The sequence below is a fragment of the Acinetobacter sp. RUH 2624 genome, assembly GCF_000162375.2.
In the GTDB taxonomy this organism is placed as follows: domain Bacteria; phylum Pseudomonadota; class Gammaproteobacteria; order Pseudomonadales; family Moraxellaceae; genus Acinetobacter; species Acinetobacter nosocomialis.
Window position 1 is genome coordinate 2,849,064 of sequence record NZ_KI391939.1, and the last position, 13,808, is coordinate 2,862,871.

The 13,808-nt window shown below is 40.3% G+C and carries 13 protein-coding genes and 1 tRNA gene; 6 read left to right on the forward strand and 8 right to left on the reverse strand.

The window, feature by feature from the left end:
- Positions 1 to 16: 16 nt before the first annotated feature.
- The gene (locus HMPREF0014_RS20060) at positions 17 to 760 is read right to left on the reverse strand and encodes a hypothetical protein (protein WP_006580864.1); all 744 of its coding nucleotides are present in this window, start codon (positions 758 to 760) and stop codon (positions 17 to 19) included.
- A 228-nt stretch (positions 761 to 988) separates the two neighbouring features.
- Between HMPREF0014_RS20060 and HMPREF0014_RS20065 the strand changes: the two genes are divergently transcribed.
- A complete protein-coding gene (locus HMPREF0014_RS20065; RefSeq protein WP_006580863.1) occupies positions 989 to 1,876 on the forward strand; it encodes a DMT family transporter in 888 nt (295 codons plus the stop codon).
- Here HMPREF0014_RS20065 and HMPREF0014_RS20070 read toward each other — a convergent pair.
- Positions 1,873 to 2,793, reverse strand: a complete 921-nt coding sequence (locus HMPREF0014_RS20070; RefSeq protein WP_006580862.1) for a LysR family transcriptional regulator — start codon at positions 2,791 to 2,793, stop codon at positions 1,873 to 1,875. The genes HMPREF0014_RS20065 and HMPREF0014_RS20070 overlap by 4 nt on opposite strands.
- A gap of 138 nt (positions 2,794 to 2,931) precedes the next feature.
- On the opposite strand from HMPREF0014_RS20070, the gene HMPREF0014_RS20075 reads away from it, so the two are divergent.
- From HMPREF0014_RS20075 to HMPREF0014_RS20085, 3 genes are all read left to right on the forward strand, one after another.
- Positions 2,932 to 4,176 carry an MFS transporter gene (locus tag HMPREF0014_RS20075; RefSeq protein WP_020992324.1) on the forward strand — a complete coding sequence of 415 codons (1,245 nt, stop codon included), beginning with the start codon at positions 2,932 to 2,934 and terminating at the stop codon, positions 4,174 to 4,176.
- A gap of 23 nt (positions 4,177 to 4,199) precedes the next feature.
- Positions 4,200 to 4,526 carry a gamma-glutamylcyclotransferase family protein gene (locus HMPREF0014_RS20080; protein WP_004711548.1) on the forward strand — a complete coding sequence of 109 codons (327 nt, stop codon included), beginning with the start codon at positions 4,200 to 4,202 and terminating at the stop codon, positions 4,524 to 4,526.
- A gap of 111 nt (positions 4,527 to 4,637) precedes the next feature.
- Positions 4,638 to 4,713 (forward strand) — tRNA-Thr (locus tag HMPREF0014_RS20085).
- A gap of 331 nt (positions 4,714 to 5,044) precedes the next feature.
- On the opposite strand, the gene HMPREF0014_RS20090 is transcribed toward HMPREF0014_RS20085, so the two are convergent.
- The 4 genes from HMPREF0014_RS20090 to HMPREF0014_RS20105 all read right to left on the reverse strand — a co-directional run bounded on the left by HMPREF0014_RS20090 (position 5,045) and on the right by HMPREF0014_RS20105 (position 8,921).
- Positions 5,045 to 5,470: a GFA family protein gene (locus tag HMPREF0014_RS20090; RefSeq protein ID WP_002052170.1), complete on the reverse strand. Its 426-nt coding sequence runs from the start codon at positions 5,468 to 5,470 to the stop codon at positions 5,045 to 5,047.
- 8 nt (positions 5,471 to 5,478) lie between these two features.
- Positions 5,479 to 6,306: a class I SAM-dependent methyltransferase gene (locus HMPREF0014_RS20095; protein ID WP_031944348.1), complete on the reverse strand. Its 828-nt coding sequence runs from the start codon at positions 6,304 to 6,306 to the stop codon at positions 5,479 to 5,481.
- A gap of 4 nt (positions 6,307 to 6,310) precedes the next feature.
- Positions 6,311 to 7,609: an FAD-dependent oxidoreductase gene (locus HMPREF0014_RS20100; RefSeq protein ID WP_002052191.1), complete on the reverse strand. Its 1,299-nt coding sequence runs from the start codon at positions 7,607 to 7,609 to the stop codon at positions 6,311 to 6,313.
- Between the two features lie 439 nt (positions 7,610 to 8,048).
- Entirely contained in the window at positions 8,049 to 8,921 is an 873-nt protein-coding gene (locus HMPREF0014_RS20105) for a pirin family protein (protein ID WP_017393045.1), read from the reverse strand.
- A gap of 275 nt (positions 8,922 to 9,196) precedes the next feature.
- On the opposite strand from HMPREF0014_RS20105, the gene ycaC reads away from it, so the two are divergent.
- Both ycaC and HMPREF0014_RS20115 read left to right on the forward strand, forming a co-directional pair.
- On the forward strand, positions 9,197 to 9,823 hold the full coding sequence (ycaC, locus tag HMPREF0014_RS20110) for an isochorismate family cysteine hydrolase YcaC (protein WP_002052204.1): 627 nt from the start codon (positions 9,197 to 9,199) through the stop codon (positions 9,821 to 9,823).
- Positions 9,824 to 9,843: 20 nt separating this feature from the next.
- Positions 9,844 to 10,818: a LysR substrate-binding domain-containing protein gene (locus HMPREF0014_RS20115; RefSeq protein WP_006580858.1), complete on the forward strand. Its 975-nt coding sequence runs from the start codon at positions 9,844 to 9,846 to the stop codon at positions 10,816 to 10,818.
- A 104-nt stretch (positions 10,819 to 10,922) separates the two neighbouring features.
- On the opposite strand, the gene HMPREF0014_RS20120 is transcribed toward HMPREF0014_RS20115, so the two are convergent.
- Positions 10,923 to 12,371 carry an NAD-dependent succinate-semialdehyde dehydrogenase gene (locus HMPREF0014_RS20120; RefSeq protein ID WP_002052182.1) on the reverse strand — a complete coding sequence of 483 codons (1,449 nt, stop codon included), beginning with the start codon at positions 12,369 to 12,371 and terminating at the stop codon, positions 10,923 to 10,925.
- On the reverse strand, positions 12,368 to 13,660 hold the full coding sequence (gabT, locus tag HMPREF0014_RS20125; RefSeq protein ID WP_006580857.1) for a 4-aminobutyrate--2-oxoglutarate transaminase: 1,293 nt from the start codon (positions 13,658 to 13,660) through the stop codon (positions 12,368 to 12,370). The genes HMPREF0014_RS20120 and gabT overlap by 4 nt, the downstream gene beginning before the upstream one ends.
- Between the last annotated feature and the right edge of the window lie 148 nt (positions 13,661 to 13,808).

The following is a 13,808-nucleotide window of genomic DNA, read 5'->3' on the forward strand; positions in this document are numbered from 1 at the left end:
CCTATAATTTTTAAGATTATTTTCCCGACTCAACTTTTAAATACGTTCCATCGGCATAAACGTTATGTCCAAAGCCACAACCCGACTCACCTTCGCTTTGTTTGACCTGAATATAATTTCCTAATTTCGCGTTGGTTTTAAAGTCGAGTTGAATGCGGCAGTCTTGATCTTTATAAATAGTTTGTTTGGCATTAGTCGGCATTTTGGTGTCAAACTCACCCATATTTGGGCCATAAATTAAACTTCTTATGCCCATATAAACACCCGAATAGCCAATGGCATATTGGCCCTGTTTACGACTTACCGTGATGTGATCCCACTCACCAAAACCTGAGTAACGGACGTACTCCCCCGACAAATCATTTGAGGCTTTAGGTGTAGGTAGTTGCTTAAGATTAAACTGGCTCGACTTAGATTTTTCATCGAGCATAAACCATGCTCTTGCCCAAAGTGGCTGTCCTAATTTGGCATAGGCCAAGCCTACATTATTATTGGCAACTTCAATATCACGGTCGGTAAATTTAACTGTAGTTTCATCTTCATTGGCTTTACAAAAAGCAGTCCAAGAGGCTTGGTTATGAAAGTTTTCGAGCGCTTTTTTATATTGTTTTTGGTCGTAGTTTTTCTTACCTAAACTTGCGTATTGCTTCACTTTATTACAGCCTTGTTGTAATTCTTGTTCATAAGAAAATTCTGCATGCGTGACTGCTAAAGCCGAAAGTGTAAGAACCGTGCAACCTGTAATAATCGATTTAATCATTTTTAAAATTCTTTAATAATTAACTAATTATATAATATGAGTTAGCGCTATAAATCACAATTATTTGAAACAAAAGTCTATGAGAAGTGTTTAGTTTTTTATAAAAATAGTTAAATTCACACAGAATAAACTACTGTAAATATTCAACCTTAACTGGTTATTTTAATTGAATATTCATCCAAAAAATCATGTAGACTGCATGCGTAAAATTTAGGAAGAATTATAAGAGTGAATAATTTAATTATTGGAACCCTATTTGCACTGTGTGCAGCGGCTTTAAATGCATCGATTGGTGTAATTAGTAAATTACTCATGCACAGTGGTTTAAACCCACAAGACATTGCCTTTTTAAAAACCATTATTGCCTTTTTCTTTTTAAGTGTTTTTTTATTTAAAGTACCTGTCAGCCAAAAGATTGCGTACATTAGCAGCACTCCAAGTAAGCTCAGCGTTTTTACTCAAATTGCTATATGCGCTTTTTTAGGGATTTTCTCTTTATTCTTTTTTGAAACCATTGCCTATAACCACGGCGCTGCGGCCAATGTCGTGGTGGTACTCATGGCTTCAGCTGCCATCTCTGCCCTATTTTTTGGTCGGTTTATTTTAAAAGAAAGCATCTATATTCATTCGCTTATTGGAACATTATTGGCAGTTGTTGGGATTAGCATTATTTCGTGGAAAGTTGAAAATAGCCTTTTAATGCTGATTAATGCTTCTATTGCTGGTACGGGTTATGGCTTATTTTCAGTATTAATTAAAAAATTTAGGCTAAATGGCGGGCTGTTTCTTACCAAGTATTTATTGCTATTTGGTAGTGTTTATCTTGCAGTTCCGTTTTTAATCAACTTGCATAGCATTAATTTTAGTACCGACATCATTTTAGGTTTGATTGGTTTAGCGGTTCTGCCAACCATACTCGGCTTTTTTTGTACCACTAAAGCGTTGTCTTATATGAGTGCCGCAAAGGTGCAAGTGACCGAACTTTCTGAACCTATTTTTGCAGCGCTCATGGCTTGGGTTTTCATTCATGAACAGCCGACTTTATCGTTTTTATATGGCGCAATCTTTATTATTTCAGGCATCTTTTTAATGAATAAAGCGCCGAAATCAAACTAGCCAATTTCATCAATTTCGTTGGCGTGGTGACAAGCTACTTGCACCACACTGGCAAAGTTAATCGCCATTTGTGAAGGGGCATGTTTTTTATAGGCAAGCCCTAAACCTACCGTAGGTATGGGTGCTTTCAAAGAGCGATAAGCCACACCCTGTATTTGCAATTGTTTGGTCGACTCGGGAACCAAAGACACCCCTAAGTTTGCAGACACCAACGATAAAATTGACACAATTTGCGGGGCATTTTGTCCAATTTTAGGTTCAAAGCCGCGCTCATGACAGGCTTGTTTTATCGCATCAAAAAGCCCTGCACTTACTGACGGTGGCGAGACAATAAAGTCAAGCTCTCGCAGTGTGGTTAAATCAATTTCTTGTGTTGAATCATCTAGACTCAAAGACTCGTAAGGTAAAGCCGCAATGAGTGGCTCTGCTAATAATTCTTGCAAAATGAGGCTATCTGGAATATTGCGTGGTGAGCGAATAATTGCGACATCTAAACGGTCTTCAAGCAATAAATCGATGAGCAGTAAGGTATTGGCTTCTTCAAGCTTTAAATTTACTTTCGGGTATTGCTGCTGGAAATAGCGAACGCATTTAGGAATTAAAGGATTCAACATTGAAGTCCCTGTAAAGCCTAATCGCAATTGGCCAACCTCGCCATTTGCTACCTGTTTAACAAGGTTTGCTGCATCTTCTACACGCTGCTGTACTGGCTGAATTGCATTTAAAAAGGCAAGCCCAGCTTCGGTCAGCTCCACTCCATGTGGTGACCGAATAAATAAATCTGCACCTAATTCTTCTTCTAAGTCGCGTATTTGCATACTTAAAGGTGGCTGACTCATGTTTAAGCGCTGCGCAGCTTTGGTAAAGTTTTTTTCTTCTGCTACCGCTAAAAAGTAGCGTATATGCCTGAGTTCCATTGTTATATATAAAACATATCGTGTCCCATTATTAAATATATTAGAAAAATACCTTCTAAATTGCTAATTTTAATTTATCGAATTTTCTCGATGCAGCATGCCTTTAGGCACTGCTCTTTTTTCTGTCATGGTCATGATATGAACTCTTCATCTACACCCAGTACCTTAAACACTGAGGCAACGTCTGTTCTTTCCCGTGAGTGGATTCACAAAGGGACTAAAGCTTATAAACATGCAGGATTTGCTTTATTCCTCGTAGGTTTTGCCAGCTTCTCTCTCATTTATTGTGTACAGCCACTGTTACCTGCATTTAGCCAAAGCTTCCAGATTAGTCCTGCGAGTAGCTCTTTAGCACTGTCATTAACGACTGCCTTTTTAGCAATTTCGATTGTGCTATCGAGTGCCTTTTCACAAGCGATTGGCCGTCGCGGCGTAATCTTTACGTCCATGCTGTGTGCAGCAATTTTAAATATTGTCTCGATGTTTACACCGAACTGGCATAGTTTGCTGATGGCACGTGCGTTAGAAGGTTTATTACTCGGTGGTGTACCCGCAGTAACGATGGCTTGGATTGCCGAAGAAATTGCACCTGAGCACCTCGGTAAAACCATGGGTCTATATATTGCAGGTACGGCCTTTGGTGGCATGATGGGCCGTGTCGGTATGGGTATTTTGGTTGAATATTTTTCATGGCGCACAGCTTTAGGTTTACTTGGCGCAATCTGTTTTATTTGCTCAATTGCCTTTTTAAACTTACTGCCTGCTTCGCGTAATTTTGTGCAGAAAAAAGGGCTGAATTTAGGCTTTCACATGCAAATGTGGCGTGCTCATTTAAGCAATACTAAATTATTATGCCTGTTTGCCATTGGTTTCTTGCTCACCAGTGTTTTTGTCACCTTGTTTAACTATGCGACCTTCCGCTTAAGCGGCGCACCTTATTCACTGAGCCAAACACAAATTAGCCTTATTTTCTTGTCATATAGCTTTGGGATGGTGTCTTCATCGTTGGCAGGTAGCTTAGCCGATCGCTTCGGCAAGAAAACCATGATGATGAGTGGATTTGCGCTCATGATTGTGGGTAGCCTCATGACCCTGCTCAGTTCGCTTTTTGGCATTATCATTGGGATTGCCTTTATTACCACAGGCTTCTTTATTACCCACTCGCTTACGAGTAGTTCTGTAGGTGCTGAAAGTAAACAAGCTAAAGCCCATGCCAGTTCGCTGTACTTACTGTTTTACTATATGGGTTCAAGTATTGTCGGCTCGGCGGGCGGTTGGTTCTGGTTACACGGTGGCTGGAGTGCGATTGTCACTTTGGCGGTTGTATTGTCATTATTGGGAATATTTTTAGTGGTTTATACCGCACACGCAAAAGCACATTAATGAGTAATTTAAAGGAAAATTACATGTCGAGTTTATTTGTTTATGGCACTTTAGGCCCTGGTCGCCCTAATGCCCATATACTTGAAAATATTGGCGGACAATGGTCGGAAGGCTGGGTAAACGGAACCCTACGTCATGAAGGTTGGGGAGCAGATTTAGGCTATCCGGGAATTGTACTCGATGATAGTGCTAACCAAGTGCAAGGTTTTGTTTTTAGCTCGGAACATCTAGATGCAAACTGGAAATTACTGGATGACTTTGAAGGCGAAGAGTACGAAAGAGTACCTGTTCGCGTCACTTTAAATAGTGGTGAACATGTTGATTCTTTTATTTATATGTTGAAGCCTTAGGCCATTTTTAAAGCTCAAACGCATAAGCGCTTAAAAATTGATAGAAAAAATCCAAATGCTCATTTTTTGGCTTGTATTTTTTTTAAGAAACTGTAGAATTCACTCCACATCGCCGGCATAGCTCAGTTGGTAGAGCAACTGACTTGTAATCAGTAGGTCCACAGTTCGAATCCGTGTGCCGGCACCATCATTAAACCTCATGAATATTTGATTTATGGGGTTTTTTGTTGTCTGTAGGTTTTGAAATATAGCTTTTAGGTGTGTTGCCTTAGACGAAAAAGAGATTCATTAATAAGAAATGAAAAAAGCCCAACTTCCCGTTGGGCTTTTTTCGTATTTCGTTACTAGGTATACATCCTGTAATACCTCACGTCCTGATGCCTAAACTTATTATTGTTGTTTTACGTTTTGGAACTTCCTGTTCCTGATGAGTTCATCATAGGCAATTCGTGAGGTCATAGAAAGACGTCAATTTCCTGAATGGATGTAGGAAAAAGCGTACGAGCTTGTCAGAACAGCTACCCTTCTTTCTTCTTCTCTATCATTTTTTCAAAATGTTTAAGGTTTGGGTTCAACATGTCCCAAGCATAGGCCTGACTCACAAAAACCTCCGCTTTAGGGTGATAGAGACTTGGGTCATCCAAAGTACCTGCGCGTATCGAGATCATTTCAGGAACAAGTTCAGGTAAACCAAAAAGCTGAGAACCACAAGTCGGGCAAAAAGCTCTTTTAATAGGACGGCCAGAAGAACCGACGGTCTCAAAATATTTAAGTTCGCCAGTTATTTTCAATTCAGATTGGTGAAAAAAAGCGATGGGCGCATAGGCCGAACCTGTGGCTTTTTGGCAATCTCGACAATGGCAATTAAAACTATAACGTGGCTCTGCATCGCTTTGATAGCTTACAGCTCCACATAAACATGATCCTTGATATTTAACTGACATGGCACATCCTATTTTTTTATTGCTGTTATTTGAATATAACGGACATATCCATATTGATAGAGTTGTTGGCACAACTTTGCAGTCATTTGAATTTTAAACTTTGCCAACCCTCGACTATGGCTTTGTCCTTGTTGATTTCGAATATATTGTGAAAAACCTAATAATACCTGTTCTGATAAATCTTCGATTTTAATATCTGTAAAACCTTGTTGTTCCAAGGTAGTTTTCAGTATGTCTTCGGTTGGCACAGCCTCCCAAGTGACATCAGCTGCCTTAAGTAAATAACGATGCTTTTGTTCTTGAAAGGCTGTCATGTTCTCACATGAGTTAGCACGCATTAAGTAATGAAAACCTAATCGTCCTTTTGAATTTAAAACTGGCGTAACCGAATCAAGAAATGAATTTAAATGACTGTGATAAGCCGCATCAATACAGAGCACCACATCGAAAGGTTGTTTAAATTCAAATTGTTTTAAATTTAAAAATGAACCACAGAAAATCTGGCTTATTTCAGGAATAAGTTTTTGAATTTTATTAACACACGAGGCCTGTAGTTCGACTGCACTGAGGCTTTTGGGGTGATAGTACTGTAACCAGTGCAACAAACTTGCGCCCTGCCCACAGCCTAAATCAAGTAAATGATCTTTTGAATTTAAATTGACAGCTTGAGCCAAATGGTCGGCCAGTTGGCGACAAGCTTCACGGTAGGTTTGGGTATTTTTCCAAAAACCCAAATTTGTCCAAGCAAGCTCTTCACTATCCCCCAAACTTGATGCATCAATTGCATATTTATGGGGAACGAGGCGAGAAAGAGCTGCTCGAACTTTTGTTTTCACAATTTTAGTAACCGAGTTCTGGGGCAACTTCAACCTTAGGCTTTAATCCTACAAATGGTAAAGGTGCACCTAAGATTTCAGCAATATGCATTGCTGAAGTCACGGCTGATTCTAAAATTGGCAAACCATCACATGACCATGAACCACAGTAGAATACTTTACGGTTTGGTTCTAAGTGACGTTGCTGTAGCTCTTTGTTTAAAGCAATGGTTTGTGAGTCTACAACTGCACGCGTTAAGGTCACTTTTGAAATGATTTTTTTAGGGTCAATATCAGTCACTGGACGCCAAGTCTGGAATACAGGATTTTTACCTACCAGTGATGGCTCTACCGCGTTCATCCAAACCGTAAACTGCTGACGAGTAAACTTACGGTCCATCATATAGCTCAGCACTGACCAGTCTTTACGGCGTGGCGGCATCACTGTTGCGTCTGTATGAATAACCAAGTCACCTTGTTCAAAGCGGAACTGTTTAAGCAGATTCATATCTTCTGCAAACTGTTCAGGGTTTAAGAACTCTTCAAGTTTTGAAGTTGGTGTCGCCACAATAACGCGGTCAAATGTACCTTGGTCACCTTTCTCATTTTCGACCAAAACCTTTTCACCTTGTAGCTCAACTTTTTTAATTGCCGAACCGCTATGGATGTCAATGCCTTTAATTAAGCTGTCTACAAACGCAGGTGTACCACCTTTCATACGTAAGAGCATGTCACCATCGGTTAAATGACGCAAAAACTCAAGAAGGTTTTTCGCAGGCCAGTCACCAATTGTTTTTGGGTTACATGTACAAATGGTATAAAGCACCGGCATTACTACACCATGCCAGAATACTTCTTCAATATCGTTCTGATTAATAAATTCAGCGAGAGTAATATCTTGATTTTTAGATTTGAAAAACTGGTGAATCGCAGTTTTTAATTGCAACATTCCTTTAACAAGACGCCAGCCATATTGCTGAATGCCTTTACGGTTATTGATAATTGGGAAATTACCAATACGACTACGAGATGTGGTTAGCCATGTTTCCGTACGATCTTCGAATAACCAGCTACAAGACATGTAGGTACGTACTGGAAAAGTTTTAATACCTAAATGTGCAGCAAGGCTAAGTGTATTTTTCCATAGATGCGGGTTCATAACACGCAATGGTGCATCAATAATCCCACCATCGAACTCAATGCTATGACTGTCCATTCCCCGGCCAGGAAGTGCTTCAAATATCGTGATTGTATGTCCTGCATCTTTCAGGATTCTTGCTGCTGCAAGTCCTGCCATTCCACTGCCAATAATTGCGATATCCAAAATGATGTCCCATTTTTCGAGAATTTTTTTGATTATCACTCATACCCTAAAAAAACACCGTATTAAAAACTACCAGATTTTTATTTTTTGCATCAATTTATATAGAAGAATTTTAACGATGCAGTGGAGCTGTCATTCATAAAATTTTACAAAAGAAGATGAGTGTATAAAAACCTATATTTTTTAAAAATTTAAAAAAATTCTTTTAAATAAAATGAGATAATTTAACTATATTTATATCATTCGTTTTACAAGCAATCCTTTTTGCGATATTATGGCATCATAATAATGAGAACTAAATCACACAAAACAATGCCGACACAATAATGATATCCATCATAAAAATAGAAACTTTACAGCGAAAAAGCCCGCTATTCACACTTGATAGCGGGCTTTTTATTACTTTGCTTTTAAAGATTTTTAAGAACAGCTTAGCAATTTATGCTTCTTGCATGATTGAACCGAATTTTCCACGATTAAAATCATCAATCGCTTCCATAATCTCGGCTTTGGTATTCATCACAAATGGTCCATAGCCTTCAATTGGCTCATTGAGTGGTTGACCAGTCAACACTAGGAATTTAGTGTCTTCTTCAGCATTTAAGCTAAACTCAACTCCCTCACGAGATAAAATCGCAACGGTTTTACCTTCAAGACGGTTTGTATCATTAATGACAACCGCACCCTCTAATATCACCACAAGTGTGGTATGCCCTTCAGGCACATAAAGGGTATGTTTTTGGCCTTTGACCAATTTACCATCCCATACGTTTAATGGACTAAACGTCGTTGCTGCACCTTTTGCATCTGCATATTCACCTGCAATCACACGCAAATGGCTACCGTGCTCGTCTAGCGTAATGTCTGGAATATCTTTGGCTTCAATCGCTTGATATTTTCCAGGGGTCATTTTTGAATGTGAAGGTAAATTTACCCACAATTGCACCATTTCAAACAAGCCGCCATGCTCTGCAAATTCAGGAGAATGGAACTCTTCGTGTAACACTCCTGCACCCGCAGTCATCCATTGCACATCACCGGTTTTAATGGTTCCGCCACCACCACTTGAGTCTTTATGTGTCACTTCACCTTGGTAGGCAATCGTCACCGTTTCGAAGCCACGGTGAGGATGTGATCCTACACCTTGTTGTTCGGTGGTTGGTGAGAAGTTATAAGGGGCTGCATAATCCAGTAACAAAAATGGGCTTAGGGTTTGGCCTAAACGGTCATAAGAGAACAGGTTATATACAGGGAAACCATCACCAACCCAATGCATGTGGTTATTTTGATATGCACCAAGAAATTTCTTCATCTGATCTCTCCTATATATGTAGGATTTTCTTGAACTGAGAGTAATTTTACGCCTCAATAATTGCAGTTTATAGATCAGGATTAGCAACACATTATTTCATATATGAGACAATCATAAAGTTTGCGGTATTCTTTAAAAGATCGTCCTATTTTTAAAATTCTTAATCCTATTTTTTAGACTTAATCACGACAATAAACTCAACTAGCATAATTTTAGGCACGAATGACCTACTTAATAATTTTGATTATTTATTTTGATAACATGAGGATATAAAAATGGCTCAAGATTACGTACGTTTAGACAAGGATAATGCTGCGGTTCTTTTAGTTGACCACCAAGCAGGTTTACTTTCTTTAGTTCGAGATATCGATCCTGATAAATTTAAAAATAATGTATTAGCGCTTGCAGATGCAGCAAAATATTTTAACTTACCAACTATTTTAACGACCAGTTTTGAAAATGGTCCAAACGGTCCTTTAGTTCCAGAACTAAAAGAACTTTTTCCAGATGCACCATTTATTCCACGTCCTGGTCAAATTAATGCATGGGACAATGAAGACTTCGTAAAAGCAGTTAAAGCGACAGGTAAAAAACAGCTAATTATTGCAGGTGTGGTGACCGAAGTTTGTGTGGCATTCCCTGCACTATCTGCACTCGCAGAAGGCTTCGAAGTGTTTGTGATTACTGATGCTTCTGGTACTTTCAATGAATTAACCCGTGATGCTGCTTGGGACCGTATGTCAAAAGCAGGTGCTCAGCTAATGACTTGGTTTGGTATGGCATGTGAGTTACACCGTGACTGGCGTAATGATGTAGAAGGCTTAGGTGCTCTCTTCTCAAATCATATTCCTGATTACCGCAACCTAATGACAAGCTATAGCTTTAATACATCGCAAAAATAAGCTGAATTGATAAGATTAGAGTGCTTAAGCGCTCTAATCTTAAATTTAAATGGATTGATCTGACATTGATAAGCTCTTTTGATGATTTTTATTATTTCTATTTAGTCGTAAAACACGGCGGCTTTAGTGCGGCCAGTGAAGCCGAAAATATTAGTAAGTCCAAACTCAGCCGACGCATTATTGACCTTGAAAATAAATTTAATGTCAGCCTGATTCAAAGAACAACCCGCCATTTTAAAGTGACCGATTTAGGCCAAGAGTTCTACGAAGAATGCTGCAAAGTTATTGCTCAAGTTGAATGTGCAGAAAACGTGTTATTAAGGCAAAAAAGTGAGCCTCAGGGTCTGGTAAAAGTCAGCTGCCCGCCTTTAATGATGCATTTTCAAATTAGAAAAATTTTAAATCAGTTTCTAAAAACTTACCCTAAAGTTGAAATATCGCTTGAGCTAACGAGCCGCCGAGTTGATATCTTGCATGATGACATCGACCTCGCGATTCGAACCAATTTTGAACCGAATGAAGATTCGAATTTAATTGTTCGTGATGTGATTAAAACCGATCACTGTCTAGTGGCTTCGCCTGAATTACTACAAGGCCGCACTATTGAACATTATTCTGAATTACAAGAGTTTCCAAGTATTAGCTTAGGTACTCAAAAGCAAAACTATATTTGGCATTTATGCAATATTCGAAATGGTGAATCGGTTGATGTGCCTTATCAGCCACGAATCAAAAGTAATGATTTGGCTGGTGTTTACTATTCTGTGATGGATGGTTTAGGTATTGCTGAACTTCCCTTTTTAACCGTTGAATCGGAAATTCGTAAAGGCACACTGGTTCATATTCTTCCTGACTGGAAGTCGAATATTGGCATGCTACAACTGGTTTATGTGTCCCGAAAAGGACAACGCCTTGTGGTCGAAAAACTCATTGAAACGCTAATTGAAGAACTCAGGCGTTTACCTGAAAGCCATGAAGGGTATTTGCCGACTTAAATAAAAAAACCGGTCATGAATGGGCACGACCGGTTTTTTGTGAAACATCACATACAGCATAACTGCATGTTTTCGTTCAGAACAAAACGAACTCGCTTTGTTCCTTACTCAGATAAGTCTACGCAGAGGTATTTCATTTCGACATATTCTTCGATGCCGAATTTTGAACCTTCACGGCCTAGACCTGACTGTTTTACGCCACCAAACGGAGCAACTTCGTTTGAAATCGCGCCCGTGTTAATGCCGACCATACCGTACTCAAGTGCCTCACCCACTCGCCATTGACGAGCTGTGCTTTGAGTAAACAAATAAGCAGCTAAACCGAACTCGGTATCGTTTGCCATTGCCACTGCTTCATCTTCAGTTTTAAAGCGGAATAGCGGTGCAAGCGGACCAAAAGTTTCTTCTTTAGACACTTTCATGTCTTGCGTTACGCCAGTTAACACAGTCGGTTCAAAGAATGTACCGCCAAGTGCCGAACGCTGCCCACCGATACGAACTGTTGCACCTTTCTCAGTTGCATCTGCAATATGAGACTGAACTTTTGCAACTGCATCTTCATCAATTAAAGGGCCTTGAGTTGAACCTTCTTGACGGCCATCGCCAACTTTAAGCTTAGACACAGCTTCAACCAAACGCTCTGCTAACGCATCATAAATACCGTCTTGAACATAAATACGGTTAGCACATACACAGGTTTGACCGCTGTTACGATATTTACTTGCCATAATTCCCTGAACTGCTTGTTCAAGGTTAGCATCGTCAAATACCACAACTGGTGCATTACCACCGAGTTCAAGCGAAAGTTTCTTAATGGTTGGCGCACATTGTTGCATCAAGATACGGCCAACTTGTGTTGAACCTGTAAAGCTTAACTTACGAACAATATCGCTTTCGCATAGGGTTTTACCGACTTCAACCGCATCACCACTAATGTTAATTAAAACATCGGCTGGTAAGCCTGCCTGTAAAGCCAATACTTCAAGTGCATAAGCGGTTAACGGCGTTTGTTCTGCTGGTTTAACCAACATAGAACAACCTGCAGCAATCGCTGGGCCTGCTTTACGTGTAATCATGGCAGCCGGGAAGTTCCACGGCGTAATGGCAGCGGTAACACCAATTGCTTGTTTAATTACGAGCAGACGTTGATTTGGTTGAGTAGGTGTTAACACCTCCCCATCAATACGGCGCGCTTGCTCGGCAAACCAGCGAATAAATGAAGCTGCATAACCAATTTCACCACGTGCTTCTGCTAATGGCTTACCTTGCTCAGCCGTTAAAATCTGTGCCAGATTTTCTTTGTGCTCAAGCATGAGGTTGTACCATGCCAATAGCACATCAGCACGAGCCAAGGCAGTTTGCTTTTTCCAAGCAGCCTGCGCTTTTGCTGAACGGTTAATTGCAGCTTCAACCCCTGCGCGGTCATAGGTTTTCACCCATGCCAAAGTTTCACCCGTAGCAGCATCATTCACCTCGATATAGTCATTTGATGCAGGTGCTTCTAATGAAATATCAGGATGTTTTAATAAATACTGCAAATTATTTTGAATCATGCAGATTGCTCCATTGCTTTTGCACTACCTGCTTTTAGTGTCGCAAAACCTTGTTTCAAGATATCAAGACCTTGACGGAATTGCTCAGCAGGAATGGTTAATGGATATAAGAAACGAATTACATTACCGTATTTACCACAAGTAAGAAGTAACAACCCGTTTTCCATTGCATAGTTTTGTACAACTTTTGCTTGTTCAGCAGTTTCAAGTTCTACTGCAACCATTGAACCTAATGCACGAATATCAGTGACCACGTCACCTGTTGCTTGTTGAATATCTTTAAGCGTAGTAACTAACTCGGTGCCTAATTCATTTGCACGGTCGCATAGATTTTCTTCTTCAATCGCGTCAATCACGGCATGTGCAGCTGCAACTGCGATCGGGTTACCTGCATAAGTACCGCCTAGACCACCTGGGTTTGGTGCATCCATGACTTCTGCACGGCCTACAACACCTGAAATAGGGAAACCACCGCCCAAGCTTTTCGCCATCGTGATGAGGTCTGCTTTAGTTTCATAATGGTTCATCGCAAACAATTTACCAGTACGCGCAAAACCAGATTGAACTTCATCAGCAACAAGTAAAATACCGTGCTTGTCACAAATTGCGCGTAAACGTTTTAAGAACTCGGCTGGCACGACATTGAAACCGCCCTCACCTTGTACTGGCTCAAGCACAATTGCTGCAACGTCATGTGGTGCAATATCTTCACTGAAAATATCTTCAACGCTTTCAATTGCTGCATCTACTGAAATACCTTTAGCAGGCACAGGGTAACGTGCGTGGAACACACCCGCTGGCATTACGCCAAAGTCACGTTTGTAAGGCGCAGTTTTACCTGTCATTGCCATGGTCATGAATGAACGGCCGTGGAAACCATTACCAAACGTGATAATGCCGTGTCGACCTGTGTAAGAACGGGCAATCTTCACTGCATTTTCAACTGCTTCTGCACCTGTTGTGAAAAAAGCTGCCTTCGCAGGACCCGCAATTGGCGCGCGTTCATTAATACGTTCAGCCAAAGCAACATAGCTTTCATAAGGCGTAACTTGATAGGCAGTATGCGTAAATTTAGTGAGTTGTTCAGTCACCGCTGCAATTACTTTAGGGTGGCGATGGCCTGTATTTAAAACCGCGATACCACCAGCAAAGTCGATAAATTGGTTGCCTTCCTTGTCCCAAAGCGTGGCATTTTCAGCTTTTTCCGCATACCACTGACACATCACGCCTACACCCCGTGGAGTTGCTTGCTGTTTACGTGCGTTAAGTGCAGAATGTTGATTATCCATTTGATTCCCTCATATTTTCATCATCAGTTGCAGCTTTGGTTTCTTGCATCCTGTGCTTAATTTTCAGGGTGCTTTACAACGACTGCCTATGCATGTAATTTCGCTCGTCTGATGCCAACTGACGAGAGCCACTTTTTAACTGTAGGAG

Excerpts from the sequence above, each read along its gene's own strand:
- HMPREF0014_RS20105 (WP_017393045.1), bottom strand. The coding sequence starts at position 8,921 with ATGAAGAAATTTCTTGGTGCATATCAAAATAACCACATGCATTGGGTT.
- HMPREF0014_RS20080 (WP_004711548.1), top strand. The coding sequence starts at position 4,200 with ATGTCGAGTTTATTTGTTTATGGCACTTTAGGCCCTGGTCGCCCTAAT.
- HMPREF0014_RS20120 (WP_002052182.1), bottom strand. The coding sequence starts at position 12,371 with ATGATTCAAAATAATTTGCAGTATTTATTAAAACATCCTGATATTTCA.
- gabT (WP_006580857.1), bottom strand. The coding sequence starts at position 13,660 with ATGGATAATCAACATTCTGCACTTAACGCACGTAAACAGCAAGCAACT.
- HMPREF0014_RS20070 (WP_006580862.1), bottom strand. The coding sequence starts at position 2,793 with ATGGAACTCAGGCATATACGCTACTTTTTAGCGGTAGCAGAAGAAAAA.
- HMPREF0014_RS20060 (WP_006580864.1), bottom strand. The coding sequence starts at position 760 with ATGATTAAATCGATTATTACAGGTTGCACGGTTCTTACACTTTCGGCT.
- HMPREF0014_RS20075 (WP_020992324.1), top strand. The coding sequence starts at position 2,932 with ATGAACTCTTCATCTACACCCAGTACCTTAAACACTGAGGCAACGTCT.
- HMPREF0014_RS20090 (WP_002052170.1), bottom strand. The coding sequence starts at position 5,470 with ATGTCAGTTAAATATCAAGGATCATGTTTATGTGGAGCTGTAAGCTAT.
- ycaC (WP_002052204.1), top strand. The coding sequence starts at position 9,197 with ATGGCTCAAGATTACGTACGTTTAGACAAGGATAATGCTGCGGTTCTT.